Source organism: Erysipelatoclostridium sp. An15, from assembly GCF_002160675.1.
GTDB lineage: Bacteria > Bacillota_I > Bacilli_A > Erysipelotrichales > Coprobacillaceae > Thomasclavelia > Thomasclavelia merdavium.
Map to the genome: position 1 here is coordinate 56,870 of NZ_NFLA01000007.1, position 22,272 is coordinate 79,141.

At 29.2% G+C, this 22,272-nt stretch carries 24 protein-coding genes and 1 other annotated feature; of the genes, 20 read left to right on the top strand and 4 right to left on the bottom strand.

The genetic code is table 11. The annotated features are described in order from the left end of the window. The first annotated feature begins 12 nt into the window (after positions 1 to 12). The 7 genes from B5E92_RS04065 (at position 13) to B5E92_RS04095 (ending at position 7,288) form a co-directional block, all read left to right on the top strand. Positions 13 to 252, top strand: coding sequence for a YlmC/YmxH family sporulation protein (locus B5E92_RS04065; RefSeq protein ID WP_087299456.1), 240 nt, complete (start codon positions 13 to 15; stop codon positions 250 to 252). A gap of 100 nt (positions 253 to 352) precedes the next feature. Next, positions 353 to 784, top strand: a complete 432-nt coding sequence (locus tag B5E92_RS04070) for a cell division protein SepF (protein ID WP_087299458.1) — start codon at positions 353 to 355, stop codon at positions 782 to 784. Positions 785 to 815: 31 nt separating this feature from the next. Next, positions 816 to 1,574: an RNA-binding protein gene (locus B5E92_RS04075; protein ID WP_087299460.1), complete on the top strand. Its 759-nt coding sequence runs from the start codon at positions 816 to 818 to the stop codon at positions 1,572 to 1,574. A gap of 12 nt (positions 1,575 to 1,586) precedes the next feature. Next, complete coding sequence (locus tag B5E92_RS04080) at positions 1,587 to 2,042, top strand: DivIVA domain-containing protein (RefSeq protein ID WP_087299462.1); 456 nt, start codon at positions 1,587 to 1,589, stop codon at positions 2,040 to 2,042. Beyond that, positions 2,014 to 2,221, top strand: a binding site (T-box leader). (Overlaps the previous gene by 29 nt.) A gap of 46 nt (positions 2,222 to 2,267) precedes the next feature. Then, complete coding sequence (gene ileS / locus B5E92_RS04085; RefSeq protein WP_087299464.1) at positions 2,268 to 4,997, top strand: isoleucine--tRNA ligase; 2,730 nt, start codon at positions 2,268 to 2,270, stop codon at positions 4,995 to 4,997. A 203-nt stretch (positions 4,998 to 5,200) separates the two neighbouring features. Then, a complete protein-coding gene (locus B5E92_RS04090) occupies positions 5,201 to 6,448 on the top strand; it encodes a D-alanyl-D-alanine carboxypeptidase family protein (RefSeq protein ID WP_087299466.1) in 1,248 nt (415 codons plus the stop codon). A gap of 144 nt (positions 6,449 to 6,592) precedes the next feature. After that, on the top strand, positions 6,593 to 7,288 hold the full coding sequence (locus B5E92_RS04095) for a LytTR family DNA-binding domain-containing protein (protein WP_087299468.1): 696 nt from the start codon (positions 6,593 to 6,595) through the stop codon (positions 7,286 to 7,288). 17 nt (positions 7,289 to 7,305) lie between these two features. On the opposite strand, the gene B5E92_RS04100 is transcribed toward B5E92_RS04095, so the two are convergent. Continuing rightward, complete coding sequence (locus B5E92_RS04100) at positions 7,306 to 7,506, bottom strand: hypothetical protein (protein ID WP_087299470.1); 201 nt, start codon at positions 7,504 to 7,506, stop codon at positions 7,306 to 7,308. Positions 7,507 to 7,599: 93 nt separating this feature from the next. Here B5E92_RS04100 and B5E92_RS04105 point away from each other — a divergent pair, with 93 nt between their 5' ends. The 5 genes from B5E92_RS04105 to B5E92_RS04125 all read left to right on the top strand — a co-directional run bounded on the left by B5E92_RS04105 (position 7,600) and on the right by B5E92_RS04125 (position 10,296). After that, positions 7,600 to 8,253, top strand: a complete 654-nt coding sequence (locus tag B5E92_RS04105) for an HAD family hydrolase (protein ID WP_087299472.1) — start codon at positions 7,600 to 7,602, stop codon at positions 8,251 to 8,253. Further along, on the top strand, positions 8,237 to 8,683 hold the full coding sequence (locus tag B5E92_RS04110; protein WP_087299474.1) for a DUF523 domain-containing protein: 447 nt from the start codon (positions 8,237 to 8,239) through the stop codon (positions 8,681 to 8,683). Before B5E92_RS04105 ends, B5E92_RS04110 begins: the two co-directional genes overlap by 17 nt. A 2-nt stretch (positions 8,684 to 8,685) precedes the next feature. Beyond that, positions 8,686 to 9,621, top strand: a complete 936-nt coding sequence (gene manA / locus B5E92_RS04115) for a mannose-6-phosphate isomerase, class I (RefSeq protein WP_087299476.1) — start codon at positions 8,686 to 8,688, stop codon at positions 9,619 to 9,621. 88 nt (positions 9,622 to 9,709) lie between these two features. After that, positions 9,710 to 9,913, top strand: coding sequence for a hypothetical protein (locus B5E92_RS04120; protein WP_239404207.1), 204 nt, complete (start codon positions 9,710 to 9,712; stop codon positions 9,911 to 9,913). A 14-nt stretch (positions 9,914 to 9,927) separates the two neighbouring features. After that, the gene (locus B5E92_RS04125; protein ID WP_087299480.1) at positions 9,928 to 10,296 is read left to right on the top strand and encodes a VOC family protein; all 369 of its coding nucleotides are present in this window, start codon (positions 9,928 to 9,930) and stop codon (positions 10,294 to 10,296) included. A gap of 467 nt (positions 10,297 to 10,763) precedes the next feature. Here the strand turns inward: B5E92_RS04125 and B5E92_RS04130 are convergent, their stop codons facing one another. From B5E92_RS04130 to B5E92_RS04140, 3 genes are read right to left on the bottom strand one after another with little or no spacing between them, the layout of a single operon-like run. Then, a complete protein-coding gene (locus tag B5E92_RS04130; protein WP_087299482.1) occupies positions 10,764 to 11,183 on the bottom strand; it encodes a thioesterase family protein in 420 nt (139 codons plus the stop codon). Beyond that, the gene (locus B5E92_RS04135) at positions 11,180 to 11,842 is read right to left on the bottom strand and encodes an MBL fold metallo-hydrolase (protein WP_087299484.1); all 663 of its coding nucleotides are present in this window, start codon (positions 11,840 to 11,842) and stop codon (positions 11,180 to 11,182) included. The genes B5E92_RS04130 and B5E92_RS04135 overlap by 4 nt, the downstream gene beginning before the upstream one ends. Before the next feature lie 23 nt (positions 11,843 to 11,865). Next, on the bottom strand, positions 11,866 to 12,600 hold the full coding sequence (locus B5E92_RS04140; protein WP_087299486.1) for a YebC/PmpR family DNA-binding transcriptional regulator: 735 nt from the start codon (positions 12,598 to 12,600) through the stop codon (positions 11,866 to 11,868). Positions 12,601 to 12,754: 154 nt separating this feature from the next. On the opposite strand from B5E92_RS04140, the gene B5E92_RS04145 reads away from it, so the two are divergent. The 8 genes from B5E92_RS04145 (at position 12,755) to B5E92_RS04180 (ending at position 22,033) form a co-directional block, all read left to right on the top strand. Beyond that, on the top strand, positions 12,755 to 13,324 hold the full coding sequence (locus tag B5E92_RS04145) for a hypothetical protein (protein ID WP_087299488.1): 570 nt from the start codon (positions 12,755 to 12,757) through the stop codon (positions 13,322 to 13,324). A gap of 4 nt (positions 13,325 to 13,328) precedes the next feature. Next, positions 13,329 to 13,967, top strand: a complete 639-nt coding sequence (locus B5E92_RS04150; protein WP_087299490.1) for a LytTR family DNA-binding domain-containing protein — start codon at positions 13,329 to 13,331, stop codon at positions 13,965 to 13,967. A gap of 181 nt (positions 13,968 to 14,148) precedes the next feature. Continuing rightward, entirely contained in the window at positions 14,149 to 15,282 is a 1,134-nt protein-coding gene (locus B5E92_RS04155) for an aminoacetone oxidase family FAD-binding enzyme (protein WP_087299492.1), read from the top strand. Continuing rightward, complete coding sequence (locus B5E92_RS04160; RefSeq protein WP_087299494.1) at positions 15,266 to 16,846, top strand: NAD(P)/FAD-dependent oxidoreductase; 1,581 nt, start codon at positions 15,266 to 15,268, stop codon at positions 16,844 to 16,846. Before B5E92_RS04155 ends, B5E92_RS04160 begins: the two co-directional genes overlap by 17 nt. Positions 16,847 to 16,855: 9 nt before the next feature. After that, the gene (locus B5E92_RS04165) at positions 16,856 to 18,259 is read left to right on the top strand and encodes a TrkH family potassium uptake protein (RefSeq protein WP_087299496.1); all 1,404 of its coding nucleotides are present in this window, start codon (positions 16,856 to 16,858) and stop codon (positions 18,257 to 18,259) included. Positions 18,260 to 18,272: 13 nt separating this feature from the next. Continuing rightward, positions 18,273 to 18,938, top strand: a complete 666-nt coding sequence (locus B5E92_RS04170) for a TrkA family potassium uptake protein (protein WP_087299498.1) — start codon at positions 18,273 to 18,275, stop codon at positions 18,936 to 18,938. 288 nt (positions 18,939 to 19,226) lie between these two features. Continuing rightward, a complete protein-coding gene (trkA, locus tag B5E92_RS04175; RefSeq protein ID WP_087299500.1) occupies positions 19,227 to 20,588 on the top strand; it encodes a Trk system potassium transporter TrkA in 1,362 nt (453 codons plus the stop codon). A gap of 5 nt (positions 20,589 to 20,593) precedes the next feature. Continuing rightward, the gene (locus B5E92_RS04180) at positions 20,594 to 22,033 is read left to right on the top strand and encodes a TrkH family potassium uptake protein (protein ID WP_087299502.1); all 1,440 of its coding nucleotides are present in this window, start codon (positions 20,594 to 20,596) and stop codon (positions 22,031 to 22,033) included. Positions 22,034 to 22,272 lie beyond the last annotated feature (239 nt).

A 22,272-nucleotide genomic window follows, 5' to 3' on the forward strand; every position in this document is an offset into this window, starting at 1 on the left:
AATGGTGATTTAATGAGATTTGTCAAACTACAGTCAAAGGATGTTGTAAATGTTGTAAATGGTTGTAAAATTGGGTTTATTAGTGATATTGAAATTGACTGGTGTACTAGAACAATTCAAGCAATCGTTGTTGAAAAAAGCAGCTTTTTAAAATTGCTTTGCTTTTTTAAAGAAGCTCCTTGTATTGTTATTCCCATTGAATGTGTAGTTAGTATTGGCGGCGATGTTATTTTAGTTACAATAGACCAGTAAAAAATGCTCCTTTTGTTTTTAACTTGATTTAATAATCCTTTAATGATATGAAATATTATGTTATAATGGACTAGAAATAAGTTAAGGAGGTTTATACTTCATGGGATACGGACAAAAAGTAAAGAAATGGTTTTTTGACGAAGACGGTGACGAAGTTGAAGAATATGAAGATGTAGAAATTGATACAGAACCAAAAACAAGTTTGTTTGAACAAGCTAAGTTTTCAAAAACTAGTGATGCAATTAAAGCTTTGAATGCTAATAAAGATAGTCAATTAATCTTATTTGAGCCTCGAGCTTTTGCAGAAACTCAAGATATTGCTAATTATTTAAAATTAAGAAAAGCAGCTGTAGTTAATTTACATCGCTTGCAAAAAGAGCAGTCTAAACGAGTTGTCGATTTCTTAAGTGGAGTCATCTATGCAATTGAAGGTGATATCCAAAGAATTGGACCTAGAATTTTCTTATGTACTCCTAAAAATATTGGGGTTTCTGGAACAATTGATTTAGATGATGAAGAAGCCGATGAGTAATAAGTATTAGCCTAGCTAATACTTTTTCGTTGTGTTAGAACATTTTAAAGGTGAAGAAGTCTTTGTTAAAAAAGTTTTGGAATATAGAGATCAAGCTTTATATAAACAAAGACTTATCTTAACTAAATTTTTAAACCCATATCATCAATCAATTGTTTATTCAATAATTGGCAATAATGAAGATTTAATTGTCAAAGAAGCTGGCGGTATGGATAATAGTGAAATGAAAAGAATGATTATTGCCCCAGCCTTTTATGAAATTGAAGATCAAGATTTTGAAATTGCTTTAGTAAAGATAAAATATGCCCAATCATTTGGTAAATTAACGCATCGTGATATTTTAGGGGCATTGATGTCATTAGGGGTTAAAAGAGAGTTATTTGGTGACATTTATGAATATCAAGATGATTTTTATGTAGCGATGGAACAAAAAATATATGAATATGTTAAAGATAATTTGACCAAAATAAAACGTAGTAAAGTTAAAACTAGTTTAAGTGATGAAAAAATTATCATCGAACATCAATATGTAATGAAAACATTTATTGTTTCTTCATTACGTTTAGATAAAGTAGTTGCTACAATATATGGTCTACCTAGAAGTAAGGCAGTTAGCTATATTCGCTCAGGTTTTGTAAAAGTTAATCATAAAGAAGTTGAAGAAATAAATTATTTGTGTAATAATAGTGATATAATATCGTTAAGACGGCATGGAAGGGTTAAATTTGTCGATACTAAGCGACTTACAAAACAGAATAATCATGTTGTTGAGGGGTATTTTTATAAGTAGGGAGTTGATACGATGAGTGATTTTAAAAAGCAGTTAATGGGTTATAATGTTCATGAAGTTGACTATAAGATCGATGATTATCTTAAACAAATAGAAAACTTAAAAAGACAAGTTACTAGTTTAACTGAAGAATTAGATCGTGTTAAAGAACAAAACTCATTGTTACAACATCGTGTCAATATAACTGAAAAGACTAATGAGGAAATTGCTCGTTTAGCTTTAAAAGAAGCTAGTGAATTAATTGATAAGGCTAAACGAAATGCAAATATGATTTTAAAGGAATCATTAGATTATGTTCGAAATCTATCAAGTGAAATGAGCGATTTCAAAGATCAGGCAATTAGATTTAGAGCTTCAGTGCAAAAAATGTCTCAGGATATTTTGGATTCAATAGATAATTCTGAAGTTTTTAATTTAATTAACGAAGATGAAGAAAATGATAAATACGATGAAAGAGACAGTTTATAGTAAGATGTTTCTAGAGAGCTGATGGCTGGTGGAAATCAGTAACTATTATTATAATGGATCACTCTGGAGTAGCGCCTTGAAATTAGTAGGGGTCGCCGTTGATTGCGTTAAAATCTCAAGTGCGTGTTTAAGTTTGATAACACGAATTAAGGTGGTACCGCGGTTTATTCGTCCTTTTGTATAAAAGGACTTTTTTTATTAGTTTAATTTGGAGGAAAGAAAGAGATGAATTACAAAGACACTTTATTGATGCCAAAAACTGATTTTGAAATGCGAGGGAATCTTCCTAAAAAAGAACCTAAGTATGTAGAACGTTGGCAAGAAGCAAACATGTATGAAAAAGTACTTGAACAAAACAAAGGAAATGAAGAATTTGTTTTCCATGATGGTCCACCATATGCCAATGGTAATATGCATATGGGACATATGTTAAACAAAGTTATTAAAGACGTAATTGTTCGTTATAAAAATATGAATGGAATTTATACACCATATATTCCAGGCTGGGATACTCATGGTTTACCAATTGAAAATGCTATTCAAAAATTAGGGGTAAATCGTAAAGAAATGTCAACTGCTGATTTTAGAGAAAAATGTAAAGAATACGCTTATCAGCAAGTTGATAAACAAAAAGAGCAATTAATTAGAATGGGGACATTTGCAGATTATAAACATCCATATTTAACATTAATGCCTGAATTTGAAGCAAATCAAATCGATGTTTTTGCTAAAATGGCTATGGATGGATTAATCTTTAAAGGTTTAAAACCAGTATACTGGTCACCATCTAGTGAATCAGCATTAGCTGAAGCTGAAATCGAATACCATGATATTAAAAGTCCAACTATTTATGTAAAATTCCAAGTTAAAGATGGTAAAGGAATTTTAGATAATGATACTTATTTTGTAATCTGGACAACTACACCATGGACAATTCCTGCCAACTTAGCAATCTGTTTAAATGAAAATTTCAATTATGCAGTTGTTGATACACCTAAAGGTAAATTAATTGTTTTAGATGAATTAGTTGATTCATTAATGGAAAAATTTGAAATTACTGAATATAAAGTAATCAAACACTATAAAGGTAGTGAATTAGAAATGATTACTTGTCAACATCCTTTATATGATCGTGAATCATTAATTATTTTAGGTGACCACGTTACAACTGATGCCGGTACTGGATGCGTTCATACAGCGCCAGGTTTTGGGGCTGACGACTTTTATGTAGGTCAAAAATATGGTCTACCAGCTTATTGTAATGTTGATGAACATGGCTGCATGATGGAAGAATGCGGTGAATGGTTAGCAGGACAATATGTTGATGATGCTAATAAAACAGTAACTTTAAAATTAGATGAACTAGGTGTTTTATTAAAACTTGAATTTATTAAACATAGTTATCCTCATGACTGGAGAACTAAAAAACCAATTATCTTTAGAGCAACTGATCAATGGTTCTGTTCATTAGATAAAATTAGAGATAAATTATTAAATGAAATTGATAAAGTTAACTGGTTGAATGAATGGGGTCATATTCGTATTTATAATATGATCAAAGAACGTGGTGACTGGTGTATTTCTCGTCAAAGATCTTGGGGTGTACCAATTCCAATTATCTATTGTGAAGATGGTACGCCAATCATGGAAGAAAAAGTGTTTAAACATATTTCTGATTTATTTAGAAAATATGGTTCAAATGTCTGGTTTGAACGTGATGAAAAAGATTTATTACCTGCAGGATATACAAATGAACATTCACCAAATGGTATTTTCAAAAAAGAAAAAGATATCATGGATGTTTGGTTTGATTCAGGATCAAGTCATACTGGATGTATGATTGAACGTGGTTATCGTTATCCAGTTGATTTATACTTTGAAGGAAGCGACCAATATCGTGGCTGGTTTAACTCTTCATTAATTGTTGGTACGGCTGCTCATGGTCAAGCACCATATAAAACAGTTTTATCTCATGGATTTGTTTTAGATGGTAAAGGAAACAAGATGTCTAAATCATTAGGTAATACTGTTGATCCAATTAAATTAGTTAATCAATTTGGTGCTGATATCGTTAGACTTTGGGCAACTTCTGTTGCTTATCAGCAAGATGTTAGAATTAGTAATGATATTATGAAACAAATTTCTGAAAACTATCGTAAAATTAGAAATACAATGCGTTTCGTTCTTGGAAATTTAAATGATTTTAAAGAAAATGATTTAGTAGCTATTAAAGATTTAGCACCAGTAGATCGCTATATGTTAGCAGAGTTAAATGATTTAATTGATGGTTATAATAATGCTTATGAAAACTTTGATTTTGCAGAAGCAAACCAATTGATCTTAAATTATTTCACTAACTTATTAAGTTCATTCTATATGGACTTTACTAAAGATATTCTTTATATCGAAAAAGCTGATAGTTTAAGAAGACGTCAAGTTCAAACGGTATTATATTATCACGCTAAAATCATGATGAAATTAATTTCACCAGTATTAGTATTTACTGCTGAAGAATTACATGATCATTTCCATTGTGATGAAAATAAAGCAGAATCAGTATTCTTAGAACCAGCTTATCAAAAAATTGAATTAGAAGATAGCGAAAGCTTAAAAGAATACTTTAAACGTTTCTTAGATTTACGTAAAGATGTTTTAAAAGCATTAGAACAATTACGTAATGATAAAGTAATTAAATCTAATATGGAAGCTAAAGTAACTATTTCTTTAAAAGATGATTATAAAGATATGGAAAAATTAGCTGATGATTTAAAACAATTATTTATTGTTGCTAAAGTTAATTTAGTAGAAGATACTACTTTAGAAGAATTTGATAGTGCTTATATTAAAGCAGAAAAATTCAATGGACATCAATGTCCACGTTGCTGGAATTACTTTGATGAAGATGAAATGGAAGGCGAATTATGCCACCGTTGTCATGATGTAATTAATGGTTAATTAGATAAAATACCCCAAGCTGTATATTACAACTTGGGGTTTAGTGCGTTTTAAGAATATTTTTTGCAATTTATTGGCTTGATTTAATAAAATAATATTGTTGAAAAGAGTCGAAAGTGCTAAAATAAACTAGCAAATAACCTTAATAATTAAATCGAGGGAATTATAGATTGGGAAAATAATTTTATATGGGAGGAAAATTAATGGTTAAAAAATTATTAGTTGCCATTATTATGGTAATAAGTATTTTTACTAGTAATATACCAGTAAAAGCTTTAGAAAATAGTGAACCAATCACAACTTTATCATGCCAATATACTGTGGCAATCGATGCTAAATCAGGGCTGGTATTATACAATAAAAACATGGATGAAAGAATGTATCCGGCTAGCATGACTAAAGTCATGACTGTAATTGTGGCATTAGAGATGATGAAAGATACATCAACAACGACAGTTATTACTCAAAGTGATATTGATACAGTTTGGGAAACCGGGGCATCTTCAGCTAATTTTGAAGTTGGTGAAGTAGTTACATATGAAGATCTTTTATATGGAGCAATATTGCCAAGTGGTGCTGATGCTACTAGAGCATTAGCTAATAATTTATGTGGTTCTCAAGAAGCTTTCGTTGCTAAAATGAATGAATTAGCTGGTGAGTTAGGATTAAAAGATACTCATTTTGTAAATACTACAGGTATTCATGATGATAATCATTATACTACTGCTCATGATATGGCTTTAATTGTTAAACATGCGATTGAAAATGATAAGTTTAGAGAAATATATGGTCAACGTTATCATACTTCATCTAATGGATTACATCAGTGGGTTAATAAATCGATTTATAATGCGCGTCGAGCTGGAATAGATACTACTAATATTTTAGGATGTAAAAGTGGTTATACTAATCAAGCTAAAAACTGTTTATCAAGTCTAGATACTGTTAACGGTAATGAAATTATCACTATTGTAGCACATAGTACTAATGAAGTTAGAACAAGTGCAGCAGTTTGTGATACTTTAGATATTATGAACTATGTAGGACAGCGTTATTCTTTGCAAAATATCTTAACAAAGGGTAATGAAGTTGACACTTTAAAAGTAGATTTAGCTAAAGATAATAAATCAGTAGTAATTACTAATCAAAATGATGCAACAGCTTTTTTACCAAATAATTTTAATTTAGAAGAGCTGGATTATCGATATTCATTTGATAAATTAAAAGCACCATTAAAAAAAGGAACTAAAGTTGGGAATTTAGAAATATATTATGGTGATTATTTATTATATGAAGAAGATTATTTGACAACTGAAGCTATTGAAAAAGATACTGTCAAAGAAGTTACTAATAATGTTATTGATTTTATTTTCCCATATGGAATTGCTATTGTTTTAGTTGTTATATATATTTTAATTTTAAGATTTAAACCAAAACGTAGAAGAGTCTAAAGACTCTTTTTTTGTCAAATTTAAATGACACACTTTTAAGAACAGCTAGGTATTTTGAATGAAATTTAATATAATGTAGTTTACAAAATTAATAAATATGGGAGATATTAAAAATTAATAATTTTTAGGGGAGAGGTAGTTGTTATGCAGGTTGTCATTTTAAATAATGATAAAAAATTTCTTGATCAAATCAGAAATGGAATATATCAAATAGATCCGTTGATTGAAATAGTCGTTTATAATGATGCTATAAAGTTTTTAGAGGACTTTGAGTTATTCTTAGATTATAGTATTTTTATTGTTGATATTCTTTTTTATAATGAAAATGGAATAGAGCTTGCTAAAAAGATCAATAATCAAATAAATGGTGCGCAAATTATTTTTGTTAGTAATTATGTTAATGTTATTAGCGAAATTTATGAAACTAAACACTGTTATTTTATCTATAAACCAAGTCTAGAAAAGTACTTATTTAAAGCATTAAAAAGAGCTATTAACAATATTAGAGAAAGTAAAAATAATATCTTGATAAACTGCCGTGGTAAAAAAATAGTTATTTCGTTATCAGAAATTATTTATTTTGAAAGAGATCTAAGAAGAACTATTATTCATTTAAATAATACTCAATATTATACTTATGATAAATTTCAATCTTTTTTAGATTTAGTACCAGATAATTTTTTTGAATGTCATCGTAGTTTTATTGTTAATTTTAATGAAGTAAGGGAACATCAAAGAAATCGTTTTATTTTAAAAAATAACGTAGTAATTCCTATTAGTCGTAGTCACGAAAAACAGGCAAAAGATGCTTTTGAAAACTATTTAATGTATAGCCAATAAAAAAATGAGCAAAATGCTCATTTTTTTTGACTGTTTTTATCTACGATTCGATCTAAACCATAACCAATAACTCTGCCAATTAAAGCAGTAATCAAAAATATTAATGCCATCCAGGAACTTACAGAACCAAAGAAATACTGAAATGCAAAATAGATAATTCCAATAGCTAAACCTAATGATGTTCCTAAGTTCATGAAAATAGTACTTTTTTCTTCCATTATTTCACTCCTCAATAAAGAAATTATACCACAACTTTATAAGCATACAAGAAAAATATGTGCTATAATACGTTTGAAAAATGGAGTGATTAAATGATAAATACAATTATATTTGATTTAGATGGTACTTTGGTAGATTCTTTAGTTGATTTAGCTAACACAACTAACCAGATTCTTCAAGAATACAATTATCCAACCTATCCAGTTGATAAATATCGTCACTTTGTAGGTAATGGTATTATTAAGCTGATTGAACGTGTTTTACCACAAGATGGTCAGGATAAGATATCAGAATTTAAAAAACGTTTCGATCAATTATATGAACAAAAATGTCTTGAAAATACTAAGCCATATCCAGGAATTAAAGAATTAGTCGATGATTTGGTTAATAAAGGTTATAATTTAGCAGTAGTAACAAATAAACCACACGATCATGCGGTAAAGATTGTTAAAACTTTATTTCCTGATTGTTTTGATTATGTTTTTGGTAATAATCCATTACAGCAAAAAAAACCAGATCCTTGTCTAACTAATCTAGCAATTAGTTTACTTGATGTTAAAAAAAATCAAGTAGTATATATTGGTGATAGTGATGTTGATATGCAAACTGCTTTAAATACTAAAGTAAAATCAATAGGAGTTGCCTGGGGGTTTCGTGGACGTGAGGAATTATTAGCAAGTGGTGCTGATGCTGTTGCTAATCAAGCTAATGATATTATGGAGATAATTGATGATTGGAATAAGTAGTTGTTTGGCTGGCTGTAAATGTACTTATAAAGGCAGCGATAACTTAATTGATGAGGCCAAACAATTGGTTGATGATGGTAAAGCTGTTTTGATTTGTCCAGAAGTTTTAGGGAATTTAGGGACCCCTCGATTGCCTTGTGAAATAATAGGTGATCGGGTAATTGATATTGAAGGTAATGATAAAACAGAAGCCTATCGATTAGGTGCAAAAAAAGCATTAGAAATTTTAAAAGAAAATCATGTTGAAGTAGTCTTGATGAAAGCAAAAAGTCCTAGTTGTGGCAAAGGGTTTATTTATGATGGTACTTTTTCACATCGACTTGTAAAAGGTGATGGTATTACTTGCCAATTATTACAAAACCATGGCATAATAGTATATAGTGAAGATGAAATAGAAGATTTTTTAAAATTTATAGAAAAGAGGTTATAAAAATGGGACATATTTTAAAAGTCAAACCAGTATTTAAAAAAATGATTTGGGGTGGACACAAATTAAAAGATGTTTACGGTTTTGATATTCCTAGTGATCATACTGGTGAATGCTGGGCAATTTCAGCTCATAAAAACGGTGATTGTACAATTTCTGGTGGTGAATTTGATGGCAAAACATTATCACAACTATGGCAAGAACATCGTGAATTATTTGGAAATATCGAAGGTGAAGAATTTCCATTATTAATCAAAATTATTGATGCTTGTAATGATTTATCAGTTCAAGTTCATCCTAATGATGAATATGCAAAAGTTCATGAAAATTCATTAGGTAAAACAGAATGCTGGTATGTTTTAGGTGTTGATGAAGGAACACAAATGGTTATGGGACATCATGCTAAAACAAAAGAAGAATTAGTTAAAGCAATTGAAAATGATGATTATGATAATTTATTAAATAAATTTCCAATTAAAGAGGGAGACTTTTTCTATATTCCTTCAGGAACTATTCATGCAATTTGCAGTGGTTCATTAATTTATGAAGCTCAACAATCTTCAGATATTACATATCGTGTATATGATTATCATCGTAAAGATGCAAATGGTAATGAAAGAGAATTGCATGTACAACAATCAATTGATGTATCAACAGTTCCTTATCAGCCATATTCACTAGCAAATCAAGAAGTTAGTGATTTACAAAACGGAACAGCTACTAAATTAGTATCTAGTGAATTCTTTACACTTACTAAATATGAAATGAATGGTGAAAACACAATCAATAACGATAAACCTTTCCAAATGGTTACTGTCATCAAAGGTAATGGGACAATTGATGGAAATGACGTAAAAATGGGTGATAACTTTGTTGTATGCAGTGACCAGGATGCTGTTGTATACGACGGTAATATGACTGTAATGATCTGTACTTTATAATATGCAGTGTAGTAATTGTGGTCATGAGTTTAAACCCAACTCATTTGCTTATAAAGCTCGTCAAAGATGTCCAGAATGTGGAACAATAATGCAGATTCAATTTCCTCCGGGTATTGGATTTATACCAGTAATTATCGCTTTTATTGTTGCTGTTTACGTAGTAACAGTAATTGGTTATGATTTAATAGTTGGTTTAAGTATTTTTGTTTTAGTATATTGGCCAATAGAAATTATTATGGACCTTATTTTAATATATTTTGATCAATATCAATTACATGAATTAGATCGTTAATTAAAGGAGAAAGTATGAAATTTAAATGTATTCATTGCAATATTAATATTACTGATATTGAACGCAGTGTAGATTTTTATCAAAAAGCTTTAGGTATGAAAGTTGTTCGTACTAAAGAAGCAAGCGATGGTAGCTTTATTTTAACCTATTTAAATGATGGAGAATCAGATTTTGAAATTGAATTAACATGGTTAAAAGATCATCCTCAAGCTTATGAATTAGGTGAAAATGAAAGTCATATTTGTTTTGAAGTAGAGGATTATCAAAAAGCATATCAGCTACACAAGGATATGGGTTGTATTTGTTTTGAAAATAAAGCAATGGGATTATATTTTATCCATGATCCTGATGATTATTGGATTGAAATATTACCAAAAAAATAAGAAATTAATTTTAATTGATTAATTATATTTAGACAAATCTAAATATAACACTTGATTTTTTATTGTGATTATTATATGATGTTTTTGTCAATATTCTAGATGAAAATAATAAGTTGATTTATGGGTCAAAGATATTTTTAGTCTAGTTTATTAGACTTTATTAAATATATTATTAAAAATAGGATAATCAAATATTTCAAACAAAAAAGATGAGTTGCTCCTCATCTTTTTTGCTTTAAAAAAATATTATTAGTTCAGTTTATTAGAGTGTTATTAAATAAAGAATTAAAATAGGATAGTAAATATTCTTTTTAGAAAGACATTCTCTATTTTATAGATGACTTGCTGGTAGAAAATAAATGTCTTTCTATCCTCTCCATTAAAATAACTGGTGTATTATAGCTAGATATTTTTAATAATAGTAATTGTGTTTTAACATTATAAATATGTATTAAAAAAGATATCGATTAAATGATATCTTTTAATACGTTTTTAAACAATTGATCAAATTTCGGTTTAGCACGTTTTAAACTAACTGGTCTTCCATCTCTAGTCATAAAGCAATGCCTTGAAGTACCAGTAGTACATAGCTTATTATTTTGATTATAAATTTCATATTTAAAAGCGAAACGAACACCAGTATAGTCAGTTACGCTTACTTTGATAGTAGCTAAATCATCAAAGTACATCATATTTAGATATTGACAATTTACTTCTAAGACAGGGGAGATGATTCCTTCATCTTCCATTTTTTTATATGTTAAACCGATTTGGTTCATATAGTCAATACGCGCTTCTTCGAACCAGCGAATATAGTTGGAATGATGAATAATTCCCATTTGATCTGTTTCATAGTATTTAGCTAAATGTTGATATGGTTTGATCATAATAAATTAAATTCTTCTCCTTCATATTTTATTTTGATAATATTATGATATTGATTTAGTGGTGGATTATCAATAGCTTCAAGCATTTTTTGAGTACTTTCAGTAAAATGCATAGGTAATACATATTTAGTTGTTACATTTTTTAAAATATAATCCATTCCCCACCAGATTGTTTCTTCTAATCGAGGATCTAAAGCAGTCATTAATAAGTCAAAATGGATGTTTTTGATTTTATTAATTTCTTGTTTAAAAGTGTTTTCTTGATATTTGTTATCTTCATCTGGTTCACCAATCCAGTGCCACCAGTGTAAATCACCACCATGATATAGATATTTGTCTTCAACATTAACAACAAAGGCCACTCCTAAATCAGTCGATAATAATGTTTGAATTTTTAAGTCATCAATTTGATAAGATTTATTAGGAGCTACTTTTATTCCTTTATTATTAATACCTTGATCGATAATATATGTAATATTAGGATGATCGATATGATAAATTTCAGGATTATAGTGATCGTAGTGATTATGGGAAACAAAAACATAAAGAGGTTTTGATTTATTTAATTTAGGAATATTTCCCAGGTAATAATCGAATAATAACAAATGATGTTCTAATTCAACTAGGAAACCACTATTATAAAGATAAGTTATTTTCATTTTTACCTCCAAAAAAAGGGAGATTACTCTCCCTCATCATAGTTTGCAACGTTATGATAGATATGGTCAACATCATCACAATCATTAAGATTGTTCATTAGTCTTTCGAATAATTCCATATCTTCACCTTCAAGTTCAACTGTTTCTTGAGGAACTGTTTGAATTTCATCGATATCAAATTCAACATCAGCTTTTACCCCTTCGATAGCTTCCTTGATTTTATTTAAATCTGATGGTTCTCCAATAACTTTAATTGATCCATCATCTTCACTAATTATATCTCTAGCATCGATTTCTGCCATTACTAAAGCATCTAAAACTGCTTCTTCATCCAATCCTTTAAAGCTTACTACAGACATTGTATCATATTGATAAGCAACTGAACCTTCATTTCCTAATTTAGCTTTAGATTTAGTGAATGCTGGACGTACTTGTGAAATAGTACGATTAATATTGTCAGTTAAACAATTAACAATTAAAGTCGCACCACCAGCTGCATAACCTTCAAATACTTTTTCTTCATAATTTTCAGTTACACCACTTTTTACTTTATCAACTGCTCTTTTGATAACATCAGCAGGTACTTGTTCTTTTTTAGCTTTTTCAATTATTCTTCTTAAAGCAAGGTTTCCATCGGGTTCTGGACCACCAGCTTTAGCAATTAAATAAATTTCTTTACCATAACGTGAGTATAGTTTAGCTTTTTTAGCAGCTGTTTTGGCCATTGCCACTTTACGCACTTCATGTGCTCTACCCATAAATAATTCCTCCTTAAAGTGATAAATTCTTTTAAATTATACACTTATCATCTAATATTATCAAGTAGCGTTTTTATCCTGATTTATTGTTATTTATCCCATTATAGCTCAATTATTCATAAAACTAGCTATAATATATGTAGAGGTGGTAAATATGAACTGGCTTTATATAATTAAAAAAGATAATAGTTCATGGTTAGCTAAAATAATTTGTATTATTTTATATGGTGCAATATATTTAGTAGTTATTTTATTAGCAAGTAACTTATTTTATAGTTGGCGTTACTTAATTACTGCATTAATTTTTTTATATTTTATCTTATTTATAATACCTGCATTTGTTTATCCGTTTTGGGCTGTTAGTGAAGATAAGCTTGTTTTAGTATATTTAAATAATTACCGACAAAAATGGCGTTATATACTTACTCGTAAGGCAAACTTAATTATTCCTTTTACAGTAATTGATAAAATAAAAATTAGTTACGTTAAAACATCAGCGACTTTTATTTATAATAATGGTTATAGTTTAATTTTTGAAATTCAATTGATTGATGGTAATATTATTAAAATGGATGCGTTGTTTAATGCGGATAAAACTAAGTTTGTAGCAGCAATTAGATATATGCAAAAACATGGAGTAAAGTTTGAAGATCACTTAAAGTTAATTAAAGCAATTGAATCAGGTTATAATTTATATCAATATATTCAAAAATTAGAGGTTTAAAAAGATGTTAAATATTTATATCAGCAATAATATAGAATATTGGCGTGAAAAATTAAGATTTTTAGATCAAAAAGTAAAATGTTATGAAAATTTTGATTTAAGTATCAACTATAATTTAGGTATTTGTGATTCAATAGATGACTTGATTAAATTAAAAGATATTAATAATAAGTGTATTTTAATTTTTATAATTGATAATTATGAACAGATTTTTGAATATCAGAAATTTAATATTCATTATTATTTAAGAAAGAATTTTTTTGAAAAAGATATTGAAAAAATAAAGGACTCTTTAATAGCATTATTAAAGAATAAAAATAAAGTGATTAAATTTAATAGTGGCTTAATTGAATATGAGATTAATATTGATAATATATTATATATTGAATCATATCGTAATGAAATTATTATTCATACTAAGCTTCTTGATTATTCTCGTCGCTTTTCTTTAAAGAAAATTTTAAAAGAACTTGATAATCGTTTTGTTCAATGCCATAAATCTTATCTTGTTAATATTGAAAATGTAACTAGCTTGTTTTATGACCATTTAGAAATTAATAATATAATAAAAATACCAGTAGGTAGAAAATATCAACTATTGGTTAAAAATAAGTATCAAAATTATCAAAATAGAAACTTTTAATAAAATCTGGATATAGTTGTATATCTAGATTTTTTAATTATTAACCCCCTATAAATAAGATTATAAATAAAAAATAAGCTTATTAATAGCAACAAAAAAAACTTGATGAAATATTAAGATTAATCATCTTGAAATAGTATTTTATTGTGCTATAATCAAGTCACTACAAGGAGATTTTTTTATGAATACAACAATCATAATCGGTGCTGGAGCAAGTGGTTTATTATGCGGTCATGAACTGGCAAAAACAGGTGAAAACGTGATTATATTAGAACAGTCTAATAAATCAGGTAGAAAAATATTAGCTAGTGGTAATGGCCGTTGTAATTTATCGAACACTGATTTACAAATGAAATATTATAATACAGATGATTGGCGAATTGCTGCTATAATTAATAATTTTGATGCTAAAAAGTATTTTGAAAAAATTGGGGTGCTGGTTAGGCAAAATGGTAAACTGCTTTATCCGCGATCTAATCAAAGTTTAACTGTTAAAAATGCTTTAATGAATAATTATAATAATGTAGCTTTGATTGAAAATTGCGAAGCTTTAAAAATTACAAAACAGGGAAAAGGCTATATAGTAACAACAACATTAGGTGATTATTATGGCGATAATATTGTTATTGCAACTGGTTCGCCAGCTTCATTATTATCGGGAAAAAATAATTATGATTTAGTTAAACAATTAGGTTTAAAAATAACAAAATTATATCCAAGTCTGGTGCAATTAAAAACTAAACCTGCTTATCGTAGCTTAAAAGGCGTTCGAGTTAAATGTATTGCTCATTTGTATGTAGATAAGCAGCTGATTGAAAGCCAGGAAGGTGAAGTTTTGTTTAGTGAAAATGGGTTATCAGGAATTTGTATTATGCAACTTTCCAGGTTGTTACCACATTATCAAGGTATAAAAGAAATATCGTTAGATTTAATGCCAGACTACGGTCAAAAAGAATTAGCTGATTTATTGCAAAAAAGAAGGCAGGATTTTAATGATTATTATCTAGCGGGTATTTTTAATGATAAATTAGCTAAAGTATTAGAAAATGTTGCTAATTTAAAAGATTGGCGTTTTTTAATAAAAGATACTTATGGCATTGAAAAAGCCCAAGTAATCAGTGGTGGTGTTAGTTTGGAAGAAGTAAATGAAAATCTAGAAGTAAATAAATATCCAAATATCTATTTAACAGGTGAATTGTTAGATGTTGACGGTGATTGTGGCGGTTATAATCTTCATTTTGCCTTTGCTTCGGGTTATCATGTGGCCAAAACAATTATAAATGGAAAAGAGGGATTAGATGCTACAAATAAATAATGTGATGGTTCCTTTAGATACAACTGACTATCAAAAAGTTATATCACAACAACTAAATATTTCTAAAAATAAGATTCGTGATGTTAAGTTAGTTAAACAGGCGGTGGACGCTAGAAGAAAAAATAAAGTTCATTTTGTTTGCAGCTTCACTTTTAATATTGACAATGAAGATCTTGTAATAGCAAAACGGCCTAAATTACAGTTGACAAAAGTAAAACCATATAATTATCCTGTGTTGAAAGCAACTGATGATCATATCGTTGTTGTTGGTAGTGGTCCAGCAGGATTATTTTGTGCCTATAATTTGGCTAGAGCGCATCAAAAAGTTACTTTAATTGAACGTGGTAGTGCGGTTGATAAACGAAAAAATGATATTGATCATTTTTTTAAAACAGGTAAGTTGAATCCTGAAAGCAATGTTCAATTTGGTGAAGGTGGTGCTGGTACATTTAGTGATGGAAAACTAACAACTGGTGTTAAGGATTATCGAAAACGTTTTATTTTAGAAACATTTGTAGAACATGGGGCTAATGATGATATTTTATATTCTAATAAACCACATGTTGGTACTGATTATTTAATAAATGTTGTTGCTAATATGCGTAAGATAATTCAAAAAAATGGTGGAACGGTTTTATTTGACACAAAGCTTGTTGATTTAGAACTTGAAAATAATCAAGTAAAAAAAATAATTATTGAAAAAAATGGTCAGGTAGAAAAAATGTCTGTTGATAAATTAGTATTAGCAATAGGTCATAGTGCTCGAGATACCTATGAGATGCTTTATCAAAAAGGTTTAGAAATTAGTCAAAAACCATTTGCAGTTGGTTTTAGAATCGAACATTTACAATCATTTATAAATGTTCATCAATATGGAAAATTTGCTAGTCATCCTCGTTTAAAAGCGGCTGATTATAAACTAGCAGTTAAAACAAGCAGTGGCCGTGGTGTTTATACATTTTGTATGTGTCCAGGAGGTCAGGTAATTAATTCAAGTAGTGAAGAAGGTGGTCTAGTTGTAAACGGAATGAGCAATCAGGCCCGTGATGATAAAAATGCCAATAGTGCTATTTTAGTTACAGTTGGACCTGATGATTTTGATAGTGATCATCCTTTGGCTGGTGTTAGTTTTCAACGTCAGTTAGAACAAAAAGCCTTTGAATTAGGTGGTCAAAATTATCATGTGCCAGTGATGCGAGTTGAAGATTATATAAATAATACAATTGCTTTAACAAGTGAAGAAGTTAATTGTAGTGTTTTGCCAGCTGTTAAATATGCTAATTTAAATGAGTTGTTTCCAGAACCAATTAACCAGGCTTTAAAAGAAGGATTACAATTAATGGAACAAAAATTTTCTGGATTTACCAATCAGGCAATGTTATCGGGAGTTGAATCTCGCTCTTCTTCGCCAGTAAGATTTTATCGGGATAATAATTATCGAAGCAACATTACTAATATTTATCCAATTGGGGAAGGAGCTGGTTATGCTGGAGGAATTATGTCTAGTGCTATTGATGGTTTAAAATGCAGTGAGATTCTTTTAAAAGAAGAAAGCTGTATTTAGGAGGGAAGTATGAAAGTTTTAACGATAGGATTAAATAAGACACATCATGTGATGCGTCCAACCCGTAAAATTGCCTTGAGCTTTTTATTGGTAATTTTCATTGGCTCTGTTTTATTAACCCTGCCAATAAGTAATAATGACGGTCTAACAAGCTATTTAAATAACTTGTTTATTGCAACTTCAGCAACTTGTGTTACTGGACTGGTTCCAGTAACCCCTAGTGAACAATATAGCTTATTTGGACAGATAGTAATTATTATATTGATTCAAATTGGCGGTTTAGGTTTTTTAACATTTTTAAATTTATTGTTAATGAAATTAAAAAAGAAAATTTCTTTAACTAATAAAGTAGTATTACAAGAAGCTTTTAATCAGCCGACATTAAATAATATTCCTAAATTCGTAAAAAATGTAATTAAATATACATTTATCGTAGAAGGAATTGGAGCTATTTTATTATCGTTTGTATTTATCCCTGATCATGGGGTTATTAAGGGTATATACTATTCGATATTTCATGCAATTTCAGCCTTTTGTAATGCCGGATTTGATGTTTTAGGTAGTAATTCATTAATTGGTTATCAAACTAACTGGTTAATTAATTTAGTTATACCTGGTTTGATTATCATGGGTGGTTTAGGATTCATTGTCTGGTTTGATATTGCTGCCTGTATTAAAAAGGAATTTAAAAGACATACTAAATTTAATAAAAAACATCTGTTTACAAGCTTTTCTTTGCACACAAAGTTAGTTTTAATTGTAACAGCATCATTATTAATTGGTGGAGCAGTAATATTCTATTTATGTGAGTTCAATAATCCTAAAACAATTGGAAATTTAAATTTAATTGATCAGATTCAGATTTCCTGGTTTCAATCAGCAACCTTAAGAACAGCTGGATTTGCATCTGTAGATATGGCTAGTTTGCATCCAGCTACTAAATTTATGATGTGTATTGTAATGTTTATTGGTGGTTCGCCAGCAGGAACTGCAGGAGGAATTAAAACAGTTACTTTCGCGCTTGGTATTTTAGAAGTATATAATATTTATCATGGGCGTAAAGAGGTTACCGTTTTTACTCGACGAATTCCTAAACATTTAATAGTACGTTCTTTTGCGATTATTTCAATGGCAGTATCTTTAGTTATCGGTGGTATCTTTATCTTGTCATTAAGTGAAACGGCAGAATTTATTGATATTTGCTTTGAGGTAGTTTCAGCTTTTGCAACAGTTGGCTTAAGTGCTTCATTAACACCGGTATTAACGGACATTGGTAAGATTGTAATTATAATTTTAATGTATGTAGGTCGAATTGGACCAATTACGATGATAATTTCATTTGCACGTAAATCGTATTTAAGATCAAGTAAAAAAGAAGTAAGATATCCTGATGGTGATATTTTACTAGGATAATGAGGTGGAAAAGATGGATAATAAACAATATGCAGTATTAGGATTAGGAATTTTTGGATCAACAGTAGCAACTACTTTAGCTAATCATGGCTGTGAAGTAATTGTCATTGATAAAGATCCTATTTGTGTTCAAAGAATTGCTGATGAAGTAACTAAAGCAATTGTTGGAGATGTAACTGACATTGAAGAACTTCAAGCAGCTGGAATCGGTGATAGTGATGTTGCAATTGTAGCAATTGGAACTCATTTAGAAGAAGCTGTTTTAGCGACAATGAATCTTAAGGAATTAGGTATTCCTTATGTAATTGCTAAAGCTAAAAATAAACAATTTATGAAAATCTTAGAAAAAGTTGGTGCTAATCGTGTTATTAGAGCTGAAAAGGAAATGGGAATAAAGGTTGCTAAAAGCTTACTTCGTAAAAGTATTGTTGATTTAGTAGAATTAGATGATGATTATTCATTAGTTGAGATTAAAGCACCACAATCTTGGGTTGGTAAAAACTTTGTAATGTTAAATGTTCGGCGAGTATATGGAATGAATATCATCGGCGTAAAACATGAACAAGATGGGCAGTTATCATTAGACGTTGTTCCTGAATACCAGATTCAAGATGGCGATTACTTTTTGGTCATTGGAAAAACTAAGGAATTAGAGAAATTTGATTATATGACAAAGTAGAGATTTCTACTTTGTTTTTTGATTAAAAAGATGATTTTTAAATGAGAATATTCTTTATATTATCTTAATAGCATTTTTATATAGTAAAATAAAAATGCTATTTTTTTATTATTTTATAAGGTTTTACATATAAAAATGATATTAAAATTGTATTAAGATAAAATGAAATTATTATTAAGCTTTGAATTGTTATGATATTGTAAAGTTTGATTAGTAAAGGTTGCAACTTAGGTAGAAATATGTCAAAATTGTCTAAAATAAATATATCAAGGGGGATGTTTTTTTATTATGAATATTATCATTTTGGGTGCTGGGAAAGTTGGTAAGACTTTGATCAAGCACATGTCCAATGAAGATCATGATATTGTTGTCATTGATACAAATGGGCAAAAAATTGATGATGTTGTAAATCAATATGATGTTATTGGTGTTGTTGGAAATGGAGGCTCATATGACATTTTAATGGAGGCTGGTGTTGAAGATGCTGACTTAATTATTTGTGTTACAGCTTCTGATGAATTAAATATCTTAGCTGGATTAATGGCTAAAAAGATGGGAACTCGTCATACGATTGCTAGAGTTAGAAATCCAGATTATTTAAGACAACGTGATTTTATGCGTGATCAATTAGGATTTTCAATGATTATTAATCCAGAATTAGAGGCAGCAAGTGAAATTCGAAGAGCTTTAGCTTTCCCATCAGCAGTAAAAGTAGAAACTTTTGCTCGTGGTAAAGTTGAATTGGCTGAATTTTATGTAGATCAAGAAAGTAAACTAGTAGGTGTTTCGTTAAGTGAACTACATAATGTTTCTAAAACTAATATTTTAGTTTGTGCTGTAAGCCATAATGAAGAAGTTATAATTCCAGATGGTAATTATATGATTAAAGCTGGTGATCATTTACATATTACGGGAGCACATCGTGATTTAGTTCATTTTTGTTTAGATGTTGGAATCAATACCCAACGTGTTAAAAATGTTTTAATTGTTGGCGGTGGAAAAATTGCTTATTATTTAACTAAGTTTTTAGCGATTGCTGGAATTAAAGTTAAAATAATTGAAAAGGATTTAGAACGTTGTAAAGAGTTATCAAAAAAATTACCATTTGCTACTATTATTTATGCTGATGGTAGTGATGAAGAAATCTTGCTTGAAGAAGGAATCGAAAATACTGATGCTTTTTTAGCATTGACGGGATTGGATGAAGAAAACTTGATTCTTTCATTATATGCTAAAAATTTATATCGTCGTAAAACGGTTGCTAAAGTAACTAGAATGAACTTTACTGGATTAACTGATAGCTTAAAAGTTGATAGTATTGTTGCACCAAAACAAATAATTGCGGGACAAATTATTCGTTATGTGCGTGCTAAGATGAATAAAGATGACGATTCAAGTGTTAAAACATTATATAAACTTGTTGATGGTGAAGTTGAAGCTAGTGAGTTTGTAGCTACTGAAAAGATCAAATTCTTAGGTAAAACATTAAATGAATTATCTTTAAATAACAATGTTTTAATTGCTACAATTTCTCGTGGTGATGAAATAATTGTTCCTAAAGGAAATACTACCATTGAAAAAGACGATCATGTGATTGTTATTTCAAAAGGAATAACAATGAAAAGTCTTAATGATATTTTAAGGAGCTAGTTAAGATGAATAAAAAGATGATTGTTTATGCACTTGGAAAATTATTGATGATTACTGGAATATTGATGTTTATTCCGGTAATTGTATCTTTAATTTATCAAGAAAAGACAGGCATATGCTATGCCGGTGTTGGAATTGCAATTATTATTATTGGCTTTTTGATTTCTAAAAAAGAACCAAAGAAAAAAAATATTTATGCTCGTGAAGGATTCGTTATTGTTGCTTTAGGGTGGATACTTGTTTCTTTAGTTGGAGCAATTCCCTTTTGCTTAAGTGGTGAAATTCCTTCTTATGTAGATGCTGTTTTTGAAACAGTTTCTGGTTTTACTACAACCGGATCTTCAATTTTAACTAATGTTGAAGCTATGAGCCATACTGGTTTATTTTGGCGTAGTTTCACTCACTGGGTAGGTGGAATGGGAATATTGGTTTTTGTAATTGCGTTTGTTCCAATTGCTTCAGGTAGATCTTTACATATTTTAAAAGCTGAAGTACCTGGGCCAGTAGTAGGTAAATTAGTTTCTAAAGTTAAATTAACAGCCCGAATTCTTTATGTTATTTATGCAGTTTTAACTATTATTTTAATCATTTTATTAGTATTTGGTGGAATGTCATTATTCGATAGTATATTGATGGCGTTTGGAACCGCTGGTACAGGTGGTTTTGGGGTTAAAAATAATAGTGCTATGTATTGGGATAGTGCTTATATTGAAGGCGTTTTAACAGTCTTTATGATTTTATTTGGAATTAACTTCAATCTAATTTATTTTGCAATTCTAGGTCGTATTAAAGAGGTAATGCGAAGTGAAGAATTACGCTGGTATTTATTAATTATCTTTGGAGCAATCGTATTAATTACAATTAATACTTTACCAATGTATGATTCAATTTTACAGGCAATTAGATATTCAAGCTTCCAAGTTGGTTCTATCATTACTACTACCGGATATGTTAGCTATAATTATGATACCTGGCCACTATTTTCACAAATGGTATTGTTGGCTTTGATGTTTATTGGTGCTTGTTCTGGATCAACAGGTGGTGGAATAAAAATTTCTCGTATAGTCATTTATTTCAAAAATGCTCGTAATGAAATTAGAAGACTAGTCCATCCTCATAGTATTAAAACTGTTGAATTTGAAGGACAACCAGTAGATGAAAATGTAAATCGTAACATTCATGCTTATTTGGCAGTATATTTGGCATTGTTTGCAGTATCTTTATTAATAGTAGCCTTAAATAATTTTGATTTTAAAACGACTTTTTCAGCAGTAACAACATGTTTTAATAATGTTGGACCAGGATTAGAAGTCGTTGGAGCAGTTGGAAACTTTTCATCTTTAAGTGATTTATCAAAGATTGTTCTATCATTTGATATGCTTGCTGGAAGATTAGAAATTTTCCCACTATTATTATTATTTTCACCGTCATTATGGCGTAAATAGCTATTTGTTTATTAAAGCAAATAGCTTTTTTGTATCTTAGATATGACATGATTTAAGTATAAACCAGCTACAAGTAGTTGATAGTGATAGAAAAGAACTGTAGCGACTTTTTAAGCGTGTATATAAATGCTACTATTAATATGTACAAAAACGATCATATAAAAATGTACAAAATCAATTCAACATAATATAATAATTCAGTTTTTATTGGAGGTTATATTATGATTATGAATTTAACA

What these genes read in the sequence shown, in the direction of transcription:
- B5E92_RS04065 (WP_087299456.1), top strand. Translation starts at nt 13, where the DNA reads ATGAGATTTGTCAAACTACAGTCAAAGGATGTTGTAAATGTTGTAAAT.
- B5E92_RS04070 (WP_087299458.1), top strand. Translation starts at nt 353, where the DNA reads ATGGGATACGGACAAAAAGTAAAGAAATGGTTTTTTGACGAAGACGGT.
- B5E92_RS04080 (WP_087299462.1), top strand. Translation starts at nt 1,587, where the DNA reads ATGAGTGATTTTAAAAAGCAGTTAATGGGTTATAATGTTCATGAAGTT.
- ileS (WP_087299464.1), top strand. Translation starts at nt 2,268, where the DNA reads ATGAATTACAAAGACACTTTATTGATGCCAAAAACTGATTTTGAAATG.
- B5E92_RS04090 (WP_087299466.1), top strand. Translation starts at nt 5,201, where the DNA reads ATGGTTAAAAAATTATTAGTTGCCATTATTATGGTAATAAGTATTTTT.
- B5E92_RS04095 (WP_087299468.1), top strand. Translation starts at nt 6,593, where the DNA reads ATGCAGGTTGTCATTTTAAATAATGATAAAAAATTTCTTGATCAAATC.
- B5E92_RS04100 (WP_087299470.1), bottom strand. Translation starts at nt 7,506, where the DNA reads ATGGAAGAAAAAAGTACTATTTTCATGAACTTAGGAACATCATTAGGT.
- B5E92_RS04105 (WP_087299472.1), top strand. Translation starts at nt 7,600, where the DNA reads ATGATAAATACAATTATATTTGATTTAGATGGTACTTTGGTAGATTCT.
- B5E92_RS04110 (WP_087299474.1), top strand. Translation starts at nt 8,237, where the DNA reads ATGATTGGAATAAGTAGTTGTTTGGCTGGCTGTAAATGTACTTATAAA.
- manA (WP_087299476.1), top strand. Translation starts at nt 8,686, where the DNA reads ATGGGACATATTTTAAAAGTCAAACCAGTATTTAAAAAAATGATTTGG.
- B5E92_RS04120 (WP_239404207.1), top strand. Translation starts at nt 9,710, where the DNA reads ATGCAGATTCAATTTCCTCCGGGTATTGGATTTATACCAGTAATTATC.
- B5E92_RS04125 (WP_087299480.1), top strand. Translation starts at nt 9,928, where the DNA reads ATGAAATTTAAATGTATTCATTGCAATATTAATATTACTGATATTGAA.
- B5E92_RS04130 (WP_087299482.1), bottom strand. Translation starts at nt 11,183, where the DNA reads ATGATCAAACCATATCAACATTTAGCTAAATACTATGAAACAGATCAA.
- B5E92_RS04135 (WP_087299484.1), bottom strand. Translation starts at nt 11,842, where the DNA reads ATGAAAATAACTTATCTTTATAATAGTGGTTTCCTAGTTGAATTAGAA.
- B5E92_RS04140 (WP_087299486.1), bottom strand. Translation starts at nt 12,600, where the DNA reads ATGGGTAGAGCACATGAAGTGCGTAAAGTGGCAATGGCCAAAACAGCT.
- B5E92_RS04145 (WP_087299488.1), top strand. Translation starts at nt 12,755, where the DNA reads ATGAACTGGCTTTATATAATTAAAAAAGATAATAGTTCATGGTTAGCT.
- B5E92_RS04150 (WP_087299490.1), top strand. Translation starts at nt 13,329, where the DNA reads ATGTTAAATATTTATATCAGCAATAATATAGAATATTGGCGTGAAAAA.
- B5E92_RS04155 (WP_087299492.1), top strand. Translation starts at nt 14,149, where the DNA reads ATGAATACAACAATCATAATCGGTGCTGGAGCAAGTGGTTTATTATGC.
- B5E92_RS04160 (WP_087299494.1), top strand. Translation starts at nt 15,266, where the DNA reads ATGCTACAAATAAATAATGTGATGGTTCCTTTAGATACAACTGACTAT.
- B5E92_RS04165 (WP_087299496.1), top strand. Translation starts at nt 16,856, where the DNA reads ATGAAAGTTTTAACGATAGGATTAAATAAGACACATCATGTGATGCGT.
- B5E92_RS04170 (WP_087299498.1), top strand. Translation starts at nt 18,273, where the DNA reads ATGGATAATAAACAATATGCAGTATTAGGATTAGGAATTTTTGGATCA.
- trkA (WP_087299500.1), top strand. Translation starts at nt 19,227, where the DNA reads ATGAATATTATCATTTTGGGTGCTGGGAAAGTTGGTAAGACTTTGATC.
- B5E92_RS04180 (WP_087299502.1), top strand. Translation starts at nt 20,594, where the DNA reads ATGAATAAAAAGATGATTGTTTATGCACTTGGAAAATTATTGATGATT.